Genomic DNA, 21,080 nt, shown 5'->3' on the forward strand with positions numbered 1-21,080 from the left:
TCCATGCAGGGTGTGCAGAGGGACCCCTCCCGGTCGACGCCGTCGTACCCCGAGCAGGGTACGGCGGTGCTGCCGGACGCCGCCCGCTCGCTGCTTCCTCCCGGGGTCTCCCCGGTGGGCGCACGGGTGCTCTACGTCCACGCCCACCCCGACGACGAGACCATCGTCACCGGGGCCTCCCTGGCGCAGCTGGCCCGTGAGGGGGCGCAGCTCTCGCTGCTGACCATGACCCGCGGCGAGCGGGGAGAGGTCATCCCCGAGCGCCTGCGGCACCTGGAGGTCGGCCAGCCGGGGTGCACCGACGACGGCACCGCCCTCGGCGACTACCGCGTCGGGGAGCTGGCGTCCGCCTGCGCGGCCCTGGGCGTGGGCGAGCAGTTCTTCGCGGGGCAGGCCCCGGCCGTCGATCCCGCCGCGGGGCTCTCCAGCGGCCGGGACCGCTACCTGGACTCCGGGATGTCCTGGGGTGCGGACGGGCGTGCCCAGGCGGCGCCCGATGTCTCCCCGGCGGCTCTCACGGCCGCGCCCCTGGACGAGGCCGCCGCGCATATCGCCGCGGCCATCCGCGCGATCCGTCCCGCCGCCGTCGTGACCTACGACGACGACGGCGGCTACGGTCACCCCGATCACGTCTACACGGGCCGCGCCGCGCTGCGCGCGGTCGAGCTCGCCCATGACCCGGGGGCCGGCGGTGACGGCTGGACCGTGCCCCTGACCTGGGCCATCGAGGGGGAGTTCTCCGCCGGAGACTCCCGGCCCCAGGCCGTGGTGGAATCCTCCCCGGCCGATCTCGCCGCCAAACGCGTGGCCCTGGAGGCCCACGAGACGCAGGTGACGCTTCCCATCGATCCGCAGGACCTGAGGTTCGCCCTCTCCAACGGGGTCTCGCAGCGGATCAGCGGAGTGGAGACCTTCCGGCTGGCCGCGGGAACCCTCGAGACCAAGCGCCCGGCCCGGGACCCGCTGGAACGCTCCTCCCCGGGTGTGAGCCTGGTTGTCGCGGTCGTGGGCGGCCTGCTGGCCGGAGTCCTCGGTACCGGTGTGCACGGCAACATCTGGCGAGTCCTGCCGGGCCTGACGATCCCCTGGGGACTGGTCCTGGCCCTGGCCCTGCTGGTCAGCATGTCGATCTGGTCCGGCACCACCACGCGCCGGATGTGGGCCGCGGCCCTGCCCGGTGTGCTCGCCTACGCGGTGGCCTTCGTGCTGGCCTTCGGTCGACCCGGTTCACCGCTGATCGTCCTCTCCACCGATTCGGCGATCGGCGTGGTGGGTCTGGGCTGGTTCGGCGGCATCCTGCTGGCCACCCTGTTCTCCGTGGTGGTCGTGGGCCGCTGGTGGCGCCGGCGGCGCGTGCACCTGAGCGACCGGTAGTCTCCCGCTATCGTGAGTGGGATCCCAAAAGCCTAGAGACGCCGATGAAGGCGTAGGAGATGAGACATGGTCCCCACCACCACGGAGGCTCAGCGAGCCGAGCTGCATAAAACGATCTGGAGGATCGCGAACGACCTCAGGGGCAGCGTGGACGGGTGGGACTTCAAGAGCTACGTGCTGGGCATGCTCTTCTACCGTTTCATCTCGGAGAACCTGACGGCGTACATCAACAACGACGAGCACGACGCGGGGAATCTGGACTTCGACTACGCCGAGATGCCTGATGACCGGGCTGAGATGACAATGCGCGACACGGTGGCCGAGAAGGGGTTCTTCATCTTCCCTCGTGATCTTTTCGCCAACGTCCGTGCGCGGGCTCCCTGGGATCAGAATCTCAACGAGACGCTGGAGCGTGCTTTTAAGAACATCGAGGCCTCCGCCCATGGCACGGCAAGCGAGGGGGATCTCAAAGGCCTGTTCGACGATCTGGATGTCAACAGCGCCAAGCTCGGCGGCACCGTGGCCAGGCGCAACCAGAAGCTGGTCAAGCTGCTGGATGCGGTCGGGGATCTCCCGCTCGGCAATTTCGAGGACAACTCGATCGACCTGTTCGGGGATGCCTACGAGTACCTGATGCAGATGTACGCCTCTCAGGCGGGCAAGTCCGGCGGTGAGTACTACACACCGCAGGAAGTCTCCGAGGTCCTGACCAGGATCACCGTGGCGGGTAAGACTCGCGTCAACCGGGTCTACGATCCCGCTGTCGGATCGGGGTCCCTGCTGCTGAAGTTCGGCAAAGTGCTCGGGTGGGGCAACGTGGGCGGTTTCTATGGCCAGGAGATCAACCTGACCACCTACAACCTGGCGCGGATCAATATGTTCCTGCACGATGTGAACTACGAACAGTTCAGCATCGCGCATGGCGATACGCTCACTGATCCGCAGCATTGGGACGACGAGCCATTCGATGCCATCGTGTCCAATCCGCCGTACTCCATCCGGTGGGAGGGAGACGCGAACCCTTTGCTGATCAACGACGAGCGGTACTCTCCCGCTGGAGTTCTCGCCCCGAAGTCGAAGGCTGACCTCGCCTTCACCATGCACATCCTGTCGTGGCTCGCCGTGAGTGGCACCGCTGCGATCGTCGAGTTCCCCGGTGTGCTCTACCGAGGCGGCGCGGAACGCAAGATCCGCAAGTACCTGATCGATAACAACTTCGTCGATGCCGTGATCCAACTGCCGCCGGATCTTTTCTTCGGCACGACGATCGCCACGTGCATCATCGTGCTCAAGAAATCGAAGGCCGACAACGCGGTGCTGTTCATCGACGCCTCGGCGGAGTTCTCCCGCGTCGGGAACAAGAACAAGATGCTGCCGGCGAACCAGCAGCACATCCTGAACACCTTCACCACCCGGCAGAACGTCGACCACGTCGCAAGGCTCGTGCCCAACGAGGACATCGCTGCGAACGACTACAACATCGCCGTGTCCTCCTACGTCGAGCAGGAGGACACCCGCGAAGTCATCGATATCACTGAACTGAACGCCGAGATCGGACGCATCGTCGCCCGCCAGGCCGAGCTCCGCACTTCCATCGACGCCATTGTCGCAGATCTGGAAGGAGGCACCGCATGACGGACGAGCCTTCCGGCGAGGTGATCCTCTACCAGCGCGATGACGGCGCCCCCGCCATCGAGGTACGCCTCGACGCGGAGACCGTGTGGCTGAGCCAGCAGCAGATCGCAGAGCTGTTCCAGACCTCTCGCACCAACATCGTCGAGCACATCCAGCACATCTATGAGGAGGGTGAGCTCGACGAGACGTCAACCTGTCGGAAATCCCGACAGGTTCGCACCGAGGGCTCACGGCAGGTCACCCGCGAGGTTCCGTTCTATAACCTCGACCTGATCATCTCGGTCGGCTACCGGGTCAAGAGCAAGGTCGCCACGCAGTTTCGCATCTGGGCCACCGAGCGGCTCCGCGACTACCTCGTGCAGGGCTATGCAATCAACGAGCATCGGCTCGAACAGCTCGGCACCATCGTGCAGATCCTCGCTCGCTCCAGTGACGAGTTGGTCGCAGGCGTTGCCGATGTGCTGGCGGAGTACCTCCCCGGTCTCACCTTGCTGCGCGACTACGACGAAGGACGCATCGACGCCACTCCCGGCATGGTTCCAGGCTGGATGCTCACCCTCGACGAGGCGCGATCGGTCATCTCGCGCGTGGCGATGGAGTTCCCCGATGATGGCCTGTTCGGGCAGGAACGAGGGCACACGCTCGATGGCGTGATCGGCGCGATCTACCAGAGCTTCGACGGCAGGGATGTTTACCCGACCGCCGAGGAGAAAGCCGCGAACCTGCTCTATCTGGTCGTCAAAGACCACCCGCTCTCGGATGGCAACAAGCGTAGCGGCGCCGCACTGTTCGTCACGTTCCTCGCTCGCAACGGACTACTCGCTGGCACCGGCAGCACACCACGCATCACGAACAACGCGCTTGCCGCGATCACACTCATGGTCGCCATGAGCGACCCCAAGGAAAAAGAACTGATGATCGCCCTGCTCATCCGCATGATCGCTGAGGGCACAGCATGAGCCGCATCGATGACCTGATTGCGGACTTCGCGCCGAAGGGTGTCGAGTTCAAGGCGCTGGGTGATGTTGGTGAGTTCGTTCGTGGCAACGGGATGCCGAAGGCGGATCTTGTCTGTGAGGGCGTGGGTGCCATCCACTATGGGCAGATCTACACACGATACGGGGTGTGGGCGTCCGAGACGCTGTCATTCGTCTCGCCGGAGAAGGCTGCGAAGCTCGCCAAGGCAGACCCTGGTGACATTATTATCACGAATACTAGCGAGAACATCGACGATGTTGGGAAGGCGGTTGCCTGGCTCGGTACTGAAGCAATCGTCACGGGCGGTCATGCCACCGTGATCAAGCATGATCAGGATCCGAAGTTCCTCGCATACTGGTTCGCGTCGGTGGACTTTTATGTACAAAAGCGAAAGCTCGCGACGGGCACAAAAGTTATCGACGTCTCCGCGAAGAAGCTGGCAACGGTACGAATTCCCATACCGCCTCTCGAAGTGCAGCGTGAAATCGTGAGAGTATTGGATCAGTTCACTCAGCTGGAAGCAGAGCTGGAAGCAGAGCTGGAAGCCCGTCGCGCACAGTACGACTATTATGCAGGTGAGCTGCTCACAGTAGATCGGGATGTTCCTTGCGTTAGGTTCGGAGACGTCGCGACGATCGTTCGTGGTGCGTCCCCACGCCCAATCCAGCAGTTCATAACCGAAGATCCGAGCGGTGCACCGTGGATCAAGATCGGCGATGTTCCGGCGGACGGAAAGTACATCACGCGAACCAGCCTGCGCGTCACACTCGAGGGCGCCGCAAAATCGCGAAGGGTGATGCCTGGCGACTTCGTGCTCTCCAACTCAATGAGCTTTGGGCGCCCCTACATCTCGAAAATTGAGGGGTACATCCATGACGGTTGGCTCGCGATCAAAGGGTTTGAGGCATCGTACGTCGCGGACTACCTCTACTACTTGCTTCGTTCGGCTCCGGTACAGGAGGAGTTCAAACGTCGTGCAGGCGCTGGCACCGTCCAAAATCTGAATGCGGAGATCGTACGGTCAGTGAAGATCCCGCTCCCGCCACGTGATGCGCAAGAGCGCGTCGTTGGACTTCTGGATCGTTTCGACGCGCTTGTCAACGACATCAGCATCGGCCTTCCCGCCGAGCTTGCTGCTCGCCGCAAGCAGTATGAGTACTACCGGGACAAGCTCTTGACCTTTGAGGAGGCCCCGGCGTGAGTGATGCCCTCGGCAGGAAATACGACCCCATTGCCGTCTCAACAGAGAGCACGGTTGTTGCGGAGTATGTGGCGGTTGAGAAGTCAGAAACTGCATACCAGTCGGAGGCGGCGCTGGAACGCGAGCTGATCCGGCTCTTGGGGTCCCAGGCATACGAGTATCTACCGATCACCTCCGAGGAACAGCTCGTGGCGAACCTCCGGACCCAACTGGAGGCGCTGAACCAGGTCGCGTTCTCGGATGCGGAATGGCAGGGGTTCTTCGCAAAGCGGATTGCCGGGAAGAACGACGGTATCGCCGAGAAAACAGTGCGCCTCCAGGAGGATCACGTCCAGCTGCTCAGGCGTGACGATGGGTCGACCAAGAACATCACGCTTCTGGACAAGCAGAACATCCACAACAACCGGCTGCAGGTCATCAACCAGTACGAGATCGACCGAGCCGACCCTGCGGATCTTCGGAGTGCCGGCGGGCGCTACGCGAATCGCTATGACGTAACCGTGCTGGTGAACGGTCTGCCCATGGTCCACATCGAGCTCAAGCGCCGCGGAGTGGATATTCGTGAGGCCTTCAACCAGATCGACCGATACCAGAGGGACAGCTTCTGGGCTGGCTCCGGTCTTTTCGAGTATGTCCAGCTTTTCGTGATCAGCAATGGCACGCTGACCAAGTACTACTCGAACACCACGCGCAGCCAGCACCTCAAGGAGAGCCAGAGGCCCGGGAAGGACCGGAAGACCTCGAACAGCTTCGAGTTCACATCCTGGTGGGCCGATGCGACGAACAAGCCGATTCAAGACCTGGGCTCGTTCGCCAAGACCTTCCTGGCCAAGCACACGCTGTTGAACATCCTGACCCGATACTGCGTGCTGACCGCTGATCAGTTGCTCTTGGTCATGCGCCCGTATCAGATCGTGGCCACCGAGCGGATTCTGCAGAGGATCGACATCGCCACGAACTACAAGAGCCTCGGCACGGTGGCTGCGGGCGGATACGTGTGGCACACCACGGGCTCCGGCAAGACGCTCACGTCTTTCAAAGCAGCACAGCTGGCGTCGAAGCTGCCGAGCGTCAGCAAGGTCCTGTTCGTCGTGGACCGCAAGGATCTCGACTACCAGACCATGCGCGAATACGACCGCTTCCAGCAGGGCGCGGCCAACTCCAATACCTCCACCGCGATCCTGAAGCAGCAACTGGAGGATCCGGGCGCACAGATCATCATCACGACGATCCAGAAGCTGTCCACGTTCATCAGGGCCAACAAGGGCCACCCGGTCTACGGGCAGCACATGGTGATCATCTTCGACGAATGCCATCGCTCCCAGTTCGGTGACATGCACACCGACATCACCGGGTCATTCAAGCGCTACAACCTGTTCGGTTTCACGGGCACTCCCATCTTCTCCTCGAACAGTGGCAGCGGTGGGAACCCGCAGTTGAAGCCACCGAGCAGGCATTCGGCGAGAAGCTGCACACGTACACCATCGTGGACGCGATCACCGACGGCAATGTCCTGCCCTTCCGCATCGACTACGTCAATACGATCAAGGTCGGAGCAGTCGCCGACAAGGAAGTGCCGGCGATCGATACGGAGAGAGCGCTGCTGGCGCCCGAGCGCATCCGTAAGATCGTGCGGTACACCCTGGAGCATTTCGATCAGAAGACCAAGCGATCCTCCAGCTACGAGCACTCCGTCGTCGTCAGTGTCCCGGCGGCCACCCGAACCCGGCGTCAGGCTGAGGCCGTACGAAGACGGAAGAGGGTGCGCGGGTTCAACGCGATCTTCGCCACCGCCTCTATCGATGCGGCCCGCCGGTACTACAGCCACTTCCAACTACAGCAGCAGGACCTGCCTCCTGAGCGCCGACTCAAGATCGGCATGATCTACTCCTACGGAGCCAACAGCGCTACTGAGGACGGAATCCTGGAGGACGAGGCATTCGACACTGACGTCCTCTCCGATTCGGACCGGGATTTCCTGGAGGATGCCATCCAGGACTACAACGAGATGTTCGGTACCAGCTACGACACGAATGCGGACAGGTTCCAGAACTACTACAAGGACCTCTCGCAGCGGCTGAAGAACCGCGAACTAGACCTCGTGATCGTGGTGAACATGTTCCTCACAGGATTTGATGCGACCACGCTCAACACGCTGTTCGTCGACAAGAACCTTAGGGCCCATGGGCTGCTCCAGGCCTATTCGCGCACCAACCGGATCCTCAACTCGGTGAAGAGTTACGGCAATATCGTGGCTTTCCGTGACCTTGAGAAGGAGACCAACGCGGCGCTGGAACTCTTCGGCAACAAGGAAGCGCGCGGGGTGGTCGTCCTTCAGCCGTATCGTGAGTACCACCGCGAATACTCCGACAAGGTCGGTAACCTGATGGCCTCGTTCCCGCTGGGTTCACCCATCGTGGGTGAGAGCGCGCAGAAGGAGTTCATCGGCCTGTTCGGGCAGGTTCTGCGCCTGGACAACATCCTCACATCATTCGACGAATTCGCGGGTGAAGAGCTTCTCACAGAGCGGCAAGGCCAGGACTACCGCAGCGTCTACCTGGACCTGTACGCGCAGTTCCGCACGGAACGTGCTGCGGACAAGGAGATCATCAACGACGACGTCGTCTTCGAGATCGAGTTGATCAAACATGTGGAGATCAATGTCGACTACATCTTGATGCTTGTGGACAAGTACCGGGAGCAGCACGGCAACGGAGAGGACAAAGAGGTCCGGTCGGAGATCTCGCGAGCGGTGGATGCCAGCCCCACTCTGCGCAATAAGCGGGACCTCATCGAAGACTTCGTAGACTCCGTCTCGGCGGATCGTGCGGTCGACCAGGAATGGCAAGCATTCATCGCGGCCAAGCGGCAGACGGAGCTCGAGACCATCATTGCGGAGGAGAACCTGCGTGCCGAGGCAGCTCGCGCATTCATCCGGGACGCGTTCCGGGAGGGGACATTGCGCACCTCCGGTACGTCTATCACGCGGGTCCTGCCGCCAGTTTCCCGCTTCGCCAAGGTGGGCGGGCATGGCGAGAAGAAGCAGCGGGTCGTCGAGAAGCTCAGTGCGTTCTTCAAGAGATTCTCCGGGCTGACAGCGGGGTGGGACGAGCGCACGTGAAGCCGTTGGACAGTCCAATGGACGAACTCGGTGAGTCTCTCGTTGGGCTGCAGCGATCAGGAACGTCGGACCCTTGGCGCACGCCGGGGCGGAGGCGGCGGAACGGGTTTGGCCAGCCGGATCACAGTCCACGGGATGCTGACCTCGCCCGCGCGGGTCTGAAGGACCAGGGTCTCCACGGGTAGCCGCTCGGCCGGCGAAGGCAGGCCGGTGCCGGCTCCTGACGGCCCGGATTCCTTGCCGTCACCGGCCCCCGGGTTCACACTGGGAGCGAAGCTGGAATCGAGGATCGTGCCGATGGAGTCGGTGAATCGCTTGCCCGAGGCGTCGTCGTCGGGAAGGGCCCAGCGGACCGTGACACGGGTGCCGACCGGAAGCGAGCGCAGAAGGTCAACGGGGGAGCGGGGAACGGTCACGGGAACCACAGTAGCCCCTATGTTTCCTAGATGACATTCCGTCTTGGGTACCTGGGACGACGCCTTAGGATGGGTCGGAACCAAACGTGAGAAAGGATCGCGAGCCCTATGACGTACGTGATCGCCCAGCCTTGTGTCGATGTCAAGGACAAGGCGTGCGTGGAAGAGTGCCCCGTCGACTGCATCTACGAAGGCGAGCGCTCCCTGTACATCCACCCCGATGAGTGCGTGGACTGTGGTGCCTGCGAGCCCGTGTGCCCGGTGGAGGCCATCTACTACGAGGACGACACCCCAGATGAATGGGCGGAGTACTACAAGTACAACGTCGAGTTCTTCGACGATCTCGGATCCCCCGGCGGAGCTGCCCGGCTGGGCAACACCGGCAAGGACCACCCGGGAATCGCCGCACTGCCGCCGCAGAACCAGGACTGATCCGTGACGGATTCGCCACGCGCCTTCGGCCTGTCCCTGCCCGAGTACCCCTGGGAGGCCATGGCGCCCTACCGGCGGACGGCGGCCGGTCATCCGGACGGGGTGGTGGATCTGTCCATCGGCACGCCCGTGGATCCCACTCCGCTGGTGATCCAGGACGCCCTGGCCGCAGCCGCCGACGCTCCCGGCTACCCGACCACCCATGGCACGCGCGTCCTGCGCGAGGCCATCGCGGGCTGGTACGAACGACGCCGCGGCGTTGCGGGACTGGACCCGGACCAGGTGATGCCCACCGTCGGATCCAAGGAGCTCGTGGCGTGGCTGCCCCTGCTGCTGGGACTGCGTCCCGGCGACGTCGTGGTCCGGCCGACGGTCGCGTATCCCACCTATGACATCGGTGCCCGAATCGCGGGCGCCGATCACGTGGCCGCGGACGACCTGGAGGAGCTCAGCGACGACGTCCGCTCCCGAGTGCGCCTGGTCTGGGTGAACTCGCCGGGCAATCCCACGGGCATCGTGCGCTCGGCAGACTCCCTGCGCAGGCTGGTCGACCAGGCGCGCTCGGTCGGGGCCGTGGTGGCCTCGGACGAGTGCTACGCCGAACTCGGCTGGGGTGACTGGGATGTCGAGCGGGGAGGGACCCCCGTTCCGTCCGTCCTGGATCCCGCGGTCAGCGGAGGGGACCCGTCGCTCCTGCTCAGCGCGTACTCCCTGTCCAAGCAGTCCAACCTGGCCGGCTACCGCGCGGCCTTCCTGGCCGGGGACCCCGCGCTCATGGCGGACCTGGTCAACTCGCGCAAGCACGCGGGCATGATCGTTCCCGCACCGGTCCAGGCGGCCATGCGCGCCGCCTTGGACGACGACGCCCACGTGACCGCCCAGAAGGCCCTCTACCGCGCCCGTCGTGAGCGCCTCCTGCCGGCTCTGGAGGCCTTCGGCCTGGTCGTGGAGCACTCGGAGGCGGGTCTCTACCTGTGGTGCCGTCCCTCCTCGGAAGCCGGATCCGGCACCTGGGAGTCGGTGGCCAGATTCGCGGATCTCGGGATCGTCGTCGGCCCCGGGGTCTTCTACGGCGAGGCCGGCTCCGGCTACGTGCGGGTCTCCCTGACCGCCTCGGACGAGCGGATCGAAGCCGCCGCCCGGCGTCTGGGACAGGCCGGTGCTTGAGCTGCGCGCCGCTTAGCACCTGAGAGTATTGCTGGCGAAATTCGCACGTTGACTGACCGAGCGAGTAGGTTGGACTACGAGCGAATCTGTGTCTTGAGACACTCAGCGTGGCTGATACGCCGTTGTAGCGGCCACCTCTCGCCAGTTCAGCGGCCGGCTCACACCAAGAGCCCTGCTGAGGCCAGGAAGGGCCCACCGGGTCCACGATCACGGACTACCACCGCGGAGGACATCCATGAGCGAGTCTGCTACTGACGCCAAGACCGTCCAGTTGAACTATGAGGGGGGCTCCCTCGATCTGCCCGTTCTGGAATCTGCCGAGGGCAACAAGGGTTACGGCGTCAGTTCGCTGCTCAAGGAGACGGGCAACGTCGTCTTCGACCCCGGCTTCGTGAACACCGCCAACGCGCGGTCGGCCGTGACCTACATCGACGGCGACAACGGCATCCTGCGCTACCGCGGATACCCCATCGAGCAGCTGGCGGAGAACTCCAACTTCCTGGAGGTCGCCTACCTGCTGATCTACGGCGAGCTGCCCACCCCGGATCAGTACGGGGACTTCGTGCACCGCATCACCACGCACACGATGGTGCACGAGGACCTGAAGATGTTCTTCAACGGGTTCCCGCGCTCGGCCCATCCCATGCCGGTGCTCTCCTCGGCCGTGTCCGCGCTGTCGACCTTCTACGCCGACTCCCTGGATCCGCACGATCCGCAGCAGGTGGAGATCTCCACCATCCGGCTGCTGGCCAAGGTGCCCACCCTGGCCGCCTACGCGTTCAAGAAGTCCAAGGGCGAGCCCATGCTCTACCCGCATAACGACCTCAACTACTCGGAGAACTTCCTCCGCCTGTGCTTCGGCGTCCCGGCCGACACGTACGAGATCGACCCTACGATGGCCAAGGCCCTCGACGTCCTGCTCATGCTCCACGCGGACCACGAGCAGAACTGCTCCACCTCCACGGTGCGCCTGGTCGGCTCCTCCGGGGCCAATATCTTCGCCTCCATCTCGGCCGGCATCAACGCCCTCTACGGTCCGCTGCACGGCGGCGCCAATGAGGCCGTGCTGACGATGCTCAACCAGATCCAGAACGAGGGGCTGTCCCCGGACACCTTCATGGAGAAGGTCAAGAACAAGGAAGAGGGGGTCAAGCTCATGGGCTTCGGCCACCGCGTGTACAAGAGCTACGACCCCCGCGCGCAGATCATCAAGGGCTATGCCCACGACATCCTCGAGAAGCTCGGCGGCAACAACGAGATGCTCGACATCGCCATGAAGCTCGAGGAGAAGGCGCTGGCGGACGACTACTTCGTGGAGCGCAAGCTCTACCCGAACGTGGACTTCTACACGGGCCTGATCTACAAGGCCATGGGCTTCCCGGAGCGCATGTTCACCGTCCTGTTCGCCATCGGCCGGCTCCCGGGCTGGATCGCCCAGTGGCGTGAGATGGTCGCGGACCCGGAGACCAAGATCGGTCGCCCGCGTCAGCTCTACGTGGGCGAGACCGCCCGGGACTACCCGCAGCGCTGAGCCCGGCCCGAGGGCCTTGCAGCACCGTCTCGCATAGAAGATGACTTCGGGGCCGTGTCCCCCTGCCGTACGAGGCAGGGGGACACGGCCCCGAAGTCATGGCTGGCCGGGCCCGGCCGGTCAGCCCTCGTACCCGTTGGGGTTGTTCTTCTGCCAGTTCCAGTGGTCGCGGCACATGGTCTCCATGTCACGGTCACCGGACCAGCCCAGGTCGGCCAGTGCGGCCGAGGGGTCGGCGTAGGTCACGGCGGCGTCGCCCGGGCGACGGTCGACGATCTCGTAGGGGATCTCCACCCCGGAGGCCTTCTCGAAGGCCTCGCGGACCTCGAGCACCGAATACCCGTGCCCCGTGCCCAGGTTCCAGACCTTCAGCCCTCCGTTGGCCGCGAGCCAGTCCACCGCCCGGACGTGGCCGTCGGCCAGGTCCACGACGTGGATGTAATCGCGGACGCCCGTGCCGTCGGCGGTCGGGTAGTCGTCGCCGAAGACCCGCAGCTTCTCACGGCGGCCCACCGCCACCTGCGCCACGAACGGCATGAGATTGTTGGGGATCCCGCGGGGATCCTCGCCGATGCGCCCGGACTCGTGGGCACCCACCGGGTTGAAGTAGCGCAGCAGGGCGACGTTCCAGCGGCCGTCGGCGGTGGCGACGTCGGTCAGGATGTCCTCGATCTGCTCCTTGGTGCGGCCGTACGGATTGGTGGCGTCCTTCTCCACCTTCTCCGTCAGCGGCATGGTCTCCACCTCGCCGTAAACGGTCGCCGACGAGGAGAAGACGATCGTCCGGCAGTCGCCGGCCTCCATGGCGTGCAGCAGGTTCAGCGTGCCGCCCACGTTGTTGGAGTAGTACCACAGCGGCTTCTCCGAGGATTCGCCCACGGCCTTGAGCCCCGCGAAGTGGATCACCGCCTCGGGCTTCCAGGTCTCGAAGACCCGCGTCAGACCGGGGACGTCCAGGAGGTCGACTTCCTCGAAGCCCAGGATCCGGCGTCCGGCCAGCTCCTGGACGCGTTCGAGCGAGGTCTCCGAGGAGTTGGCCAGGTTGTCCAGCACGACGACGTCGTGACCGGCCTCCAGCAAGGACAGCACGGTGTGGGAACCGATGTAACCGGTGCCGCCGGTCACGAGAATGCGCATGGGTTGCCTTTCTGTCGGGGCTGCTCCCCGCTCCGTCCGGCCGATGCCGGACGGAGCGGGGAAGGGGAAGGCCGTTCACCGGCCACCCGGGAGTCAGTTCTTGTGCAGAGCCTCGTTGAGCTCGACGGTCCGCCCTGCCCGGGGGAGGACCTCCACGGCGCCGCTCTGCGAATTGCGGCGGAACAGCAGGTTGGGGACGCCGGAGAGGTCGACGGCCTTGAGGACCTTCGCCCCGCCGTCGCCGTTGCCGAGGACGGTGACCCGGGTGCCGGCCGTGACGTAGAGGCCGGCCTCCACCACGCAGTCGTCGCCCAGGGAGATGCCGATACCCGCGTTCGCGCCGAGCAGGACGCGCTCGCCGAGCCGGATGCGCTGTTTGCCGCCGCCGGAGAGGGTGCCCATGATGGAGGCGCCGCCGCCGATGTCCGTGTGGTCGCCGATGACCACACCGGCGGAGATCCGGCCCTCGACCATGGCGGTCCCCAGGGTGCCCGCGTTGAAGTTGACGAATCCTTCGTGCATGACCGTGGTGCCCTCGGCCAGGTGGGCGCCCAGGCGGATGCGGTCGGCGTTGCCGATCCGCACCCCGGTGGGGACCACGTAGTCGACCATGCGGGGGAACTTGTCCACGGAGAGCACGGTGACGTTCCCGCCGGAGCGCATGCGCAGCAGGGCGAGCTGAACCTCCTCGGCCAGTACGGGCCCCCGGGAGGTCCAGGCGACGTTGGCCAGCAGCCCGAAGATGCCGTCGAGGTTGATGGTGTTGGGCCGGGCCAGACGGTGGGAGAGCAGGTGCAGCCGCAGGTAGGCGTCGGCGGCGTCCTGTGGCGCCTCGTCCAGCTCGATGACCCGTTCCACGATCTCCGCCGTCACATTGCGCTGAGGGTCGGGGACGGCTGCGCCGCGCAGGTCGGCGTCCAGCGAGGTATCGGGGGCATCGGCCAGCACGGGATTGGGGTACCACACGTCCAGGACGGTCCCGGCTCGGGGACCTGCAGCGACGACACTGGCAAGGCCCAGTCCGGCGGCGTAACGGGGGCTATCGCTAGGCAAGGAAGTCATGGCCCCATCCTACGGACCCCGTGCCGCTAGGGTGGTCGGATGACGACCCCGCATGCACCTGCCCCAGGGCCCGCGATCCTGGATCTGGCCTCCGACCCGGCCGAGCTGACGGCCGCGTTGATCGACATCGAATCGGTGTCGGGCCATGAGGGCCGCCTGGCCGACGCCGTGGAGTCCGCCCTGCGTGAGCTTCCTCACCTGAGGGTTCATCGAGACGGCGACGCCGTCGTGGCCAGGACCGCTGCCGTGCGCTCCGAACGGGTGGTGCTCGCGGGGCACCTGGATACCGTGCCCCTGCCCACCGTGGAGGGATCGAGGGGGACGGTGCCGTCGTCGTGGTCCGGGCAGGGCGACGACCGCATCCTGTGGGGCCGGGGGGCGACGGACATGAAGGGCGGGGTGGCCGTCCAGCTGGCCCTGGCCGCCGCGCTCACGCAGCCCAACCGCGATGTGACCTATGTCTTCTACGATCACGAGGAGGTCGACTCGGCGAGATCCGGGCTGGCCCGTCTCTACCGCAACGCCCCCGAACTGCTCGAAGCGGACTTCGCGGTTCTGCTCGAGCCCACCGACGGCACGGTCGAAGGCGGCTGCAACGGGACGCTGCGGTTCCAGATCAACCCCACGGGCCTCGCCGCGCACTCGGGCCGCGCCTGGCGCGGGGACAACGCGATCCACAAGCTGGCGGAGGTGCTCTCGACGCTGGCCGGCTACGAACCCGCCTCCATCGAGGTCGAGGGGCTGGTCTACCGCGAGGGCCTGAACGCCATCCGGATCCGAGGAGGGGTCGCCGGCAACGTGATCCCTGATTCGGCCGGAGTGGAGATCAACTACCGCTTCGCCCCGGACAAGACGCTCGAGCAGGCCCAGCAGCACTGCCGGGAGCTGTTCCCCGGACACGAGCTGGAGTTCGTGGACCTCTCACCGGCGGCGCGTCCGGGACTGGACCGCCCCTCGGCCGCCGCGTTCGTGGCCGCGGTGGGCCAGGAGCCCAAACCCAAGTACGGCTGGACGGACGTGGCCCGGTTCTCCGAGAAGGGCGTGCCCGCCGTGAACTTCGGCCCGGGGGACGCGCTGCTGGCGCACACCGACGACGAGCACGTGTCCGCCCGGGCCATCCGGGACTGCTACCGGGCACTGCAGGACTGGCTGACGGCGTGACCATCTCCTGACCGGCCGCGCGATGAGCAGCTACTTCACCGCTGCCGGCGCGGGTGCCGTGGTGGGTTTGGTGCGGCCCGCGGTGCGGTAGCTGAGGAAGCTGGAGAGCCACTGGGCCAGTGAGGTCAGGGCGAAGTTGATCACCACGAAGACGACTGCGGCCATCAGCAGGGTCTGGAGGATGTTGCCGTCGCCCGATCCCAGGCGGCGGGCCGAGGCCAGCAGCTCGGGGTAGGTGATGATGTAGCCCAGCGCGGTGTCCTTCAGGATCACCACGAACTGGCTGACCAGCGAGGGGAGCATGGCCGTCAGCGCCTGGGGCAGCAGGATGGCCCGCAGCACCTGGGATTCGGTCATGCCCACCACCAGGCCGGCCTCCCGCTGCCCGCGGGGCAGGCTGTGCACCCCCGAGCGGATCAGCTCGGCGATCACGGCGCCGTTGTAGAGCATCAGCCCCAGGACCACGGCCCAGAAGGGCGTCTCCGACGGCGGCACCAGGCCGGTGCGGCCGATGCCCAGGTAGAAGAAGATCATCATGACCAGCACGGGCACCGCACGGAAGAACTCGACCACCACGGTGCTCACGCCGCGGACGATCGTGAGCTGGGACAGGCGGCCCAGGCCGAAGATCAGGCCGAAGATCACGGACAGGACGACGGCCAGACCCGCCGCCCGCAGGGTCTGCAGGATGCCGGGGAGGAAGAAGTTGTTCCAGGAGCGCGCGGTGAACAGCTGGGTCCACTTCTCGGCCTGCAGCTGGCCCTGGTCCGCGAGCTTCCCGAGGACCACCCAGGCGAGGGCAGCCACCAGGAGGACTCCCACGATATTGAAGATCAGGGTGAGAAGACGCCCGCGCGGGCCCTGGACGTCGAACAGGACGTTCTGTGCTTTGGAGGACATCAGCGCACCACCGCGAACTTCCGGGAGGCCCAGGTCGTCAGCAGCCCGACCGGGACGACGATCAGCACGAAGCCGATCGCGACGGTCAGGAAGACGGCGATGATCACATCGGGCCGGAACTCGATCATGGACTTCATCAGGGCGGAGATCTCCGTAACGGAGGCGGCCGCGGCCACCGTGGTGTTCTTGGTCAGGGCGATCAGGGTATTGCCCAGCGGGGTGATCGCTCCGCGCAGCGCCTGCGGGAAGATGATCAGCCGGGCGGAGGGCAGGAACCCCAGGCCGATGGCCCGCGCGGCCTCCGCCTGTCCGACCGGCACGGTGTTGACGCCAGACCGGATGGCCTCGCATACGAACGCGGCGTGGTAGATCGCCAGGCCGATCACGGCGTAGCGGAAGAAGTTCTGGTTGAAGTCCGAACTGAGGTTGATCTGCAGCTGGCTCCACACCCCCAGGACCAGGAAGACCAGGATGATCGTCAGCGGGGTGTTCCGGATGATGTTGACGTAGCCGGCACCCAGCCAGCGCATGGAGGCGATGGGGGAGACCCGCATGAGCGCGAGGACGGTGCCGAGCAGCATGGACCCGATCGCGGCGAAGAAGGTCAGCTGGATATTGACCCAGAAGGCCTGGAAGACGTCGAACTGCTCGAACAAGCTCGCGAAGTCGGCGAAATAACTACTCACGATGCCCCTTCGGAAAGGTGGGCGTTGGAAGAACGGGTGGTGGCCCCGGGCCGGTACCCGGCGGAACGACGACGACCGGCCCCGGGCGGGTGAGCGACACCGGGTCGCGCACCCGCCGTGGCGGCTCAGCCGGTCACCTCCGGGAGGTCCGTTCCGGGACCGGGGCCCCGGAACGGAGGGCTGCGATCAGGAGGCGCAGGCCTCGGGGGTCGGCGGGTTCAGCTCGGTGTTGTACTGGTAGTCCGCACCCTCGGTGTTCGAGGTCAGGGCGTCCTCCCAGGCCCCGTCGTCGATCATCTTCTCGATCGCGGCGTTGATGTCCTCGCACTGGTCCGAGCCCTTGGGCAGGCCCACACCGTACTTCTCCTCCGAGAACGTGTTGCCCACGACGCGGAACTGACCCTGGTTGGCATCCGTGGAGGCCAGGCCGGCCAGGATGATGTCGTCCGTGGTCACGGCGTCCACGCCGCCGGAGCCGAGCATGGTCACGCAGTCGGCGTAACCGCTCTGCTCGACCAGGTTCACCCCCGGAACCTCCTCGCGCACATTCTCGGCCGAGGTGGAGCCGGTCACGGAGCAGAGGTTCTTCCCGTCGAGGTCCTCGGGGCCGTTGATGGAGTCGTCGTCGGCTCGCACCAGCAGGTCCTGGCCCGCGACGAAGTACGGTCCGGCGAAGTCCACCGTCTCCTTGCGGGCGTCGGTGATGGAGTAGGTCGCGAAGATCATGTCGACCTGGTTGTTCTGGAGCATGTTCTCGCGATTGGCCGAAGGTGCCTCGACCCATTCGATCTGGTCCTCGGAGTAACCCAGCTCACCGGCGACGTACTTGGCGACGTCGACGTCGAACCCGGTGTACTCGCCTCCGTCGGAGAATCCCAGGCCGGGCTGGTCGTACTTGATGCCGATGCGGACGGAGTCGCCGTCGCCACCGCCGTCGCCCCCGTCATCTCCGCCGCCGCAGGCGGTCAGGGTCAGGGCGGCTGCGGCGGCCATGGCCGCGACGCTGTAGAGCTTCTTCTTGTGGTGCATGGTGTCTCCCGGTGTGGATCGATGTGAAGGGTGGGATGGGCTGGTTCAGCGAGAAGGTGGTGAGGTGCCGGTCTCCATCCGGTCGAGGGCGATCAGTGGTTGAGGATCTTGCCCAGGAAGTCCTTGGCGCGATCCGACTTGGGATGGGAGAAGAACTCCTCAGGAGTGTCCTGCTCCACGATCTGGCCGTCGGCCATGAACACCACGCGATCGGCCGCCCGGCGGGCGAAGCCCATCTCGTGGGTGACCACGATCATGGTCATGCCCTGCTTGGCCAGGGAGACCATGGTGTCCAGGACCTCGTTGATCATCTCGGGGTCGAGGGCAGAGGTCGGTTCGTCGAAGAGCATGACCTTGGGGTCCATGGCGAGGGCTCTCGCGATGGCGACGCGCTGCTGCTGTCCGCCCGAGAGCTGGGCCGGCAGCTTGGCCGCCTGGTTGTCCACGCCCACGCGCTTGAGCAGCTCCATCGCGCGTTCCTTGGCCTGGGCGGAGGACTTCCCGCGGACCCTGATGGGCCCCAGCGTCACGTTCTGCAGGACCGACTTGTGCGCGAAGAGGTTGAAGGACTGGAAGACCATGCCGACGTCGGCCCGCAGCCGGGCCAGCGCCTTGCCCTCCGCGGGCAGCTCTTTCCCGTCGATGAGGATCGTGCCGTCGTCGATGGTCTCCAGGCGGTTGATCGTGCGGCACAGGGTGGACTTTCCAGATCCGGACGGGCCGATGACGACGACCACCTCACCGCGCCGGACCTCGAGGTTGATCTCGCGCAGGACGTGCAGGTCGCCGAAGTGCTTGTTGACACCGGTCATCCGCACCAGGGGCTCACCGGTGGTACCGGCTGAGGTGTCGGCTGAGGCCGAGGAAGCGACATTGGGCATGCCACGACGATAGTGGAGAAAATGTCAGTGTGACATCCTTCACGTTTCGTGTTTATGAAATTGCCGCACAGGATCCGGGGTGACCCGCGGCCGGCCGGGCCCCGGCACGTGTTGCTGACGATACGGTTGGGTACATGACGAAGAGTGGATCCGAGAACCCGGCGACCCCGGAGAGCGAGGCACCCGCGGAGGCGTCGGCCGAGCCGTCGGCGACCGCGGGCGGGGGAGGGCGGGGCTCCTTCCGGCGCAAGGGGCCGATCATCCTGCGCGGCCGGGAGCTCGGCCGCAGCACCTCCGACCAGCGTTTCCTCGAACCGGAGGTCGTCGCGGGCCGGGAGCCCGGCGATTTCACCCGGACGGATCCCTGGCGGGTGCTGCGCATCCAGTCGGAGTTCGTGGACGGTTTCGACACCCTCGCCCGCCTGGGCCCGGCCATCTCCGTCTTCGGATCGGCCCGGACGCCCGAGGGCTCCGCGGACTACCGGATGTCCCGTGCGGTCGGGCGGGAGCTCGGCAAGGCGGGGTACGCCGTGATCACGGGAGGCGGCCCCGGGGTCATGGAGGGGGCGAACCGGGGTGCGCACGACGTCCAGGCGCGATCGGTCGGGCTGGGGATCGAGCTGCCTCACGAACAGGGGATGAACCCCTACATCGACCTGGGCATCAACTTCCGGTACTTCTTCGTCCGGAAGACCATGTTCGCCAAGTACTCGCAGGGCTTCATCGTGCTGCCGGGCGGCTTCGGGACCTTGGACGAGCTCTTCGAGTCCCTGACGCTGGTGCAGACGAACAAGATGACCCGGTTCCCCGTGGTGCTGATGGGAAGCGCGTTCTGGGCGCCGCTGCTCGAATGGCTCCAGGGGTCACTGGCCGAGCGGGGCATGATCTCCCGAACCGACCTGGATCTTCTGTGCGTCACGGACTCCCCGCAGGAGGCCGTCTCGGTGATGCGGGAGGCGCACGACCGCCGGACCGAGGAGCAGATGGCGTACATGCGCCAGTACGATCTGGGAGAGTTCCCGGAAGGCGAGCGCCCTTGAGCGTACCGGCCCCCACCCGGGTGCACCGGCGGCTCACGGAGTGGGGAGCAGGGCTGCTCGCCCGGTTCGGGCGGATGCCCTGGTGGGCTCAGGCCCTCACGATCTGGATGGTCTCGCGCGCCTGGGCTTTCGTGATCTTCGCCGTCGTCGATCGCCAGGCCCCCGACGGTCCGTGGGGCCGGAGCCCGCTCGGCTATCTCGGCTTCGTGTCGATCTGGGACGGGACCTGGTACCAGAGCGTCCACGATCACGGCTATCCGGATGAGCTCCCGCGAGGGGCGAGCGGCACTGTGGCCGAGAACCCGTGGGCCTTCTATCCGCTCTTTCCCATGGTGGTCAGGGCGGTCACCGCCTGGACCGGGCTGCCGTGGGCGGTGTGCGCCCCGACCGTCGCACTGGTGGCCGGTTTCCTCGCAGCGGTGCTGATCCTCCGGCTCTTCCAGCAGTTCCTGAGCCACGCGACGGCGTTGTGGGCCCTGGCTGTGGTCGCCTTCGGGCCGGTCTCGCCGGTGTTCCAGGCCGCCTATGCGGAGTCGCTGCACCTGGCCCTGCTGGCCGGCGTGCTCCTCCTCCTGCTGCGCGGGCATCTCCTGCCCGCAGCACCCCTGATCCTGCTGATGTGCCTGACCCGGCCGGCGGGCGTGCCGTTCGCGGCGGCCCTGGGCGTCTTCTGGGTCGTCCGGTCCGTCAGCGCCGTGCGACGACGACGGCACCGCCCCTGGTGGAGACTGCTCGACCGGTGGTTCTGGCTGGCCCTCTGGTCCTGCGCCTGTGCCCTGCTGTGGCCCGGCCTGGCATGGGCGGTCACGGGGGAGCCGGGAGCTTATACCGACACCGAGACGGCCTGGCGGGCCACCGCGCTGGTGCCGTTCGAGCCGTGGCTGACGCTGGGCTCCCGGTTCTTCGGGCCCGCCCTGGGATGGCTGGCCGTGCTCGTGGCGGCCGGGGCGTTCGCCCTGCTGATCACCACCAGGGCGGTGCGCGGTGTCCTGCCGTCGCTGCTGTGGCTATGGGTGGTGTGCTACGCCGTCTACCTCGCGGCCTTCCTGCACCCGCAGTCCTCGACCTTCCGTCTACTGGTCCCCCTGTTCGTCCTGGCCGGGCCCCTGGCCGCGGTGAGCGACTCGCGGGCCTTCCGGTGGACGCTGGTGATCGTAGGCGCGATGTCGCAGATCGTGTGGATCGGCTACCTCTGGCAGTGGTCGCCGCTGCCCGGCGGGGGGGACTACCCGCCGTGAGCCCGATGCGGGTTTCTGCCCGGTCGCCCTAGAAAATCCCGGGAGCCAGTCCGGTAAGCTGGATCCGAACACCCTTCGATGACAGGAGAAC

Annotated in this window: 17 protein-coding genes and 1 pseudogene; 11 read left to right on the plus strand and 7 right to left on the minus strand. The window is 65.9% G+C overall.

What is annotated here, in order from left to right; translation table 11 throughout:
• The first annotated feature begins 3 nt into the window (after positions 1–3).
• From FCK90_RS00355 to FCK90_RS15970, 5 genes and pseudogenes are all read left to right on the plus strand, one after another.
• Positions 4–1,374, plus strand: a complete 1,371-nt coding sequence (locus tag FCK90_RS00355; RefSeq protein WP_158032331.1) for a PIG-L family deacetylase — start codon at positions 4–6, stop codon at positions 1,372–1,374.
• Between the two features lie 66 nt (positions 1,375–1,440).
• Entirely contained in the window at positions 1,441–3,009 is a 1,569-nt protein-coding gene (locus tag FCK90_RS00360) for a type I restriction-modification system subunit M (protein ID WP_158032332.1), read from the plus strand.
• Complete coding sequence (locus FCK90_RS00365; protein WP_158032333.1) at positions 3,006–3,968, plus strand: virulence RhuM family protein/type II toxin-antitoxin system death-on-curing family toxin; 963 nt, start codon at positions 3,006–3,008, stop codon at positions 3,966–3,968. The genes FCK90_RS00360 and FCK90_RS00365 overlap by 4 nt, the downstream gene beginning before the upstream one ends.
• Positions 3,965–5,188 carry a restriction endonuclease subunit S gene (locus tag FCK90_RS00370; protein WP_158032334.1) on the plus strand — a complete coding sequence of 408 codons (1,224 nt, stop codon included), beginning with the start codon at positions 3,965–3,967 and terminating at the stop codon, positions 5,186–5,188. The genes FCK90_RS00365 and FCK90_RS00370 overlap by 4 nt, the downstream gene beginning before the upstream one ends.
• Positions 5,185–8,309 (plus strand): annotated as a pseudogene (locus FCK90_RS15970) (type I restriction endonuclease subunit R). The gene FCK90_RS00370 and the pseudogene FCK90_RS15970 overlap by 4 nt, the downstream one beginning before the upstream one ends.
• 56 nt (positions 8,310–8,365) lie before the next feature.
• Here the strand turns inward: FCK90_RS15970 and FCK90_RS00380 are convergent.
• Entirely contained in the window at positions 8,366–8,725 is a 360-nt protein-coding gene (locus FCK90_RS00380; protein WP_158032335.1) for a hypothetical protein, read from the minus strand.
• A gap of 108 nt (positions 8,726–8,833) precedes the next feature.
• On the opposite strand from FCK90_RS00380, the gene fdxA reads away from it, so the two are divergent.
• The 3 genes from fdxA (at position 8,834) to FCK90_RS00395 (ending at position 11,855) form a co-directional block, all read left to right on the plus strand.
• Positions 8,834–9,157 (plus strand): ferredoxin, encoded by a 324-nt coding sequence (gene fdxA / locus FCK90_RS00385; RefSeq protein WP_006214921.1) that lies wholly within the window; start codon positions 8,834–8,836, stop codon positions 9,155–9,157.
• 3 nt (positions 9,158–9,160) lie between these two features.
• The gene (dapC, locus tag FCK90_RS00390; RefSeq protein ID WP_158032336.1) at positions 9,161–10,324 is read left to right on the plus strand and encodes a succinyldiaminopimelate transaminase; all 1,164 of its coding nucleotides are present in this window, start codon (positions 9,161–9,163) and stop codon (positions 10,322–10,324) included.
• Between the two features lie 235 nt (positions 10,325–10,559).
• On the plus strand, positions 10,560–11,855 hold the full coding sequence (locus FCK90_RS00395) for a citrate synthase (protein ID WP_158032337.1): 1,296 nt from the start codon (positions 10,560–10,562) through the stop codon (positions 11,853–11,855).
• 120 nt (positions 11,856–11,975) lie between these two features.
• On the opposite strand, the gene galE is transcribed toward FCK90_RS00395, so the two are convergent.
• The gene (gene galE / locus FCK90_RS00400) at positions 11,976–12,992 is read right to left on the minus strand and encodes a UDP-glucose 4-epimerase GalE (RefSeq protein ID WP_158032338.1); all 1,017 of its coding nucleotides are present in this window, start codon (positions 12,990–12,992) and stop codon (positions 11,976–11,978) included.
• 93 nt (positions 12,993–13,085) lie between these two features.
• Entirely contained in the window at positions 13,086–14,054 is a 969-nt protein-coding gene (gene dapD, locus FCK90_RS00405) for a 2,3,4,5-tetrahydropyridine-2,6-dicarboxylate N-succinyltransferase (RefSeq protein WP_158032339.1), read from the minus strand.
• 39 nt (positions 14,055–14,093) lie between these two features.
• Here dapD and dapE point away from each other — a divergent pair, with 39 nt between their 5' ends.
• Positions 14,094–15,215: a succinyl-diaminopimelate desuccinylase gene (gene dapE, locus FCK90_RS00410; RefSeq protein ID WP_158032340.1), complete on the plus strand. Its 1,122-nt coding sequence runs from the start codon at positions 14,094–14,096 to the stop codon at positions 15,213–15,215.
• 30 nt (positions 15,216–15,245) lie between these two features.
• Here the strand turns inward: dapE and FCK90_RS00415 are convergent, their stop codons facing one another.
• From FCK90_RS00415 to FCK90_RS00430, 4 genes are all read right to left on the minus strand, one after another.
• Entirely contained in the window at positions 15,246–16,115 is an 870-nt protein-coding gene (locus FCK90_RS00415) for an amino acid ABC transporter permease (protein ID WP_158032341.1), read from the minus strand.
• Positions 16,115–16,801, minus strand: a complete 687-nt coding sequence (locus FCK90_RS00420; RefSeq protein ID WP_158032342.1) for an amino acid ABC transporter permease — start codon at positions 16,799–16,801, stop codon at positions 16,115–16,117. Before FCK90_RS00420 ends, FCK90_RS00415 begins: the two co-directional genes overlap by 1 nt.
• A 186-nt stretch (positions 16,802–16,987) precedes the next feature.
• Positions 16,988–17,830, minus strand: coding sequence for a glutamate ABC transporter substrate-binding protein (locus tag FCK90_RS00425; protein WP_158032343.1), 843 nt, complete (start codon positions 17,828–17,830; stop codon positions 16,988–16,990).
• Positions 17,831–17,922: 92 nt separating this feature from the next.
• Positions 17,923–18,651, minus strand: a complete 729-nt coding sequence (locus tag FCK90_RS00430; protein WP_158032549.1) for an amino acid ABC transporter ATP-binding protein — start codon at positions 18,649–18,651, stop codon at positions 17,923–17,925.
• A gap of 194 nt (positions 18,652–18,845) precedes the next feature.
• Here FCK90_RS00430 and FCK90_RS00435 point away from each other — a divergent pair, with 194 nt between their 5' ends.
• On the plus strand, positions 18,846–19,751 hold the full coding sequence (locus FCK90_RS00435) for an LOG family protein (protein ID WP_158032344.1): 906 nt from the start codon (positions 18,846–18,848) through the stop codon (positions 19,749–19,751).
• Complete coding sequence (locus FCK90_RS00440) at positions 19,748–20,989, plus strand: hypothetical protein (RefSeq protein WP_246179855.1); 1,242 nt, start codon at positions 19,748–19,750, stop codon at positions 20,987–20,989. Before FCK90_RS00435 ends, FCK90_RS00440 begins: the two co-directional genes overlap by 4 nt.
• Positions 20,990–21,080: the final 91 nt, after the last annotated feature.

The sequence above is a fragment of the Kocuria coralli genome (genome assembly GCF_008831305.1).
GTDB lineage: Bacteria > Actinomycetota > Actinomycetes > Actinomycetales > Micrococcaceae > Kocuria > Kocuria coralli.

Bases quoted from the DNA above. Each gene is read 5' to 3' on its own strand.
- FCK90_RS00355 (WP_158032331.1), top strand. From the start codon at position 4: ATGCAGGGTGTGCAGAGGGACCCCTCCCGGTCGACGCCGTCGTACCCC.
- FCK90_RS00360 (WP_158032332.1), top strand. From the start codon at position 1,441: ATGGTCCCCACCACCACGGAGGCTCAGCGAGCCGAGCTGCATAAAACG.
- FCK90_RS00365 (WP_158032333.1), top strand. From the start codon at position 3,006: ATGACGGACGAGCCTTCCGGCGAGGTGATCCTCTACCAGCGCGATGAC.
- FCK90_RS00370 (WP_158032334.1), top strand. From the start codon at position 3,965: ATGAGCCGCATCGATGACCTGATTGCGGACTTCGCGCCGAAGGGTGTC.
- fdxA (WP_006214921.1), top strand. From the start codon at position 8,834: ATGACGTACGTGATCGCCCAGCCTTGTGTCGATGTCAAGGACAAGGCG.
- FCK90_RS00395 (WP_158032337.1), top strand. From the start codon at position 10,560: ATGAGCGAGTCTGCTACTGACGCCAAGACCGTCCAGTTGAACTATGAG.
- galE (WP_158032338.1), bottom strand. From the start codon at position 12,992: ATGCGCATTCTCGTGACCGGCGGCACCGGTTACATCGGTTCCCACACC.
- dapD (WP_158032339.1), bottom strand. From the start codon at position 14,054: ATGACTTCCTTGCCTAGCGATAGCCCCCGTTACGCCGCCGGACTGGGC.
- dapE (WP_158032340.1), top strand. From the start codon at position 14,094: ATGACGACCCCGCATGCACCTGCCCCAGGGCCCGCGATCCTGGATCTG.
- FCK90_RS00415 (WP_158032341.1), bottom strand. From the start codon at position 16,115: ATGTCCTCCAAAGCACAGAACGTCCTGTTCGACGTCCAGGGCCCGCGC.
- FCK90_RS00425 (WP_158032343.1), bottom strand. From the start codon at position 17,830: ATGCACCACAAGAAGAAGCTCTACAGCGTCGCGGCCATGGCCGCCGCA.
- FCK90_RS00435 (WP_158032344.1), top strand. From the start codon at position 18,846: ATGACGAAGAGTGGATCCGAGAACCCGGCGACCCCGGAGAGCGAGGCA.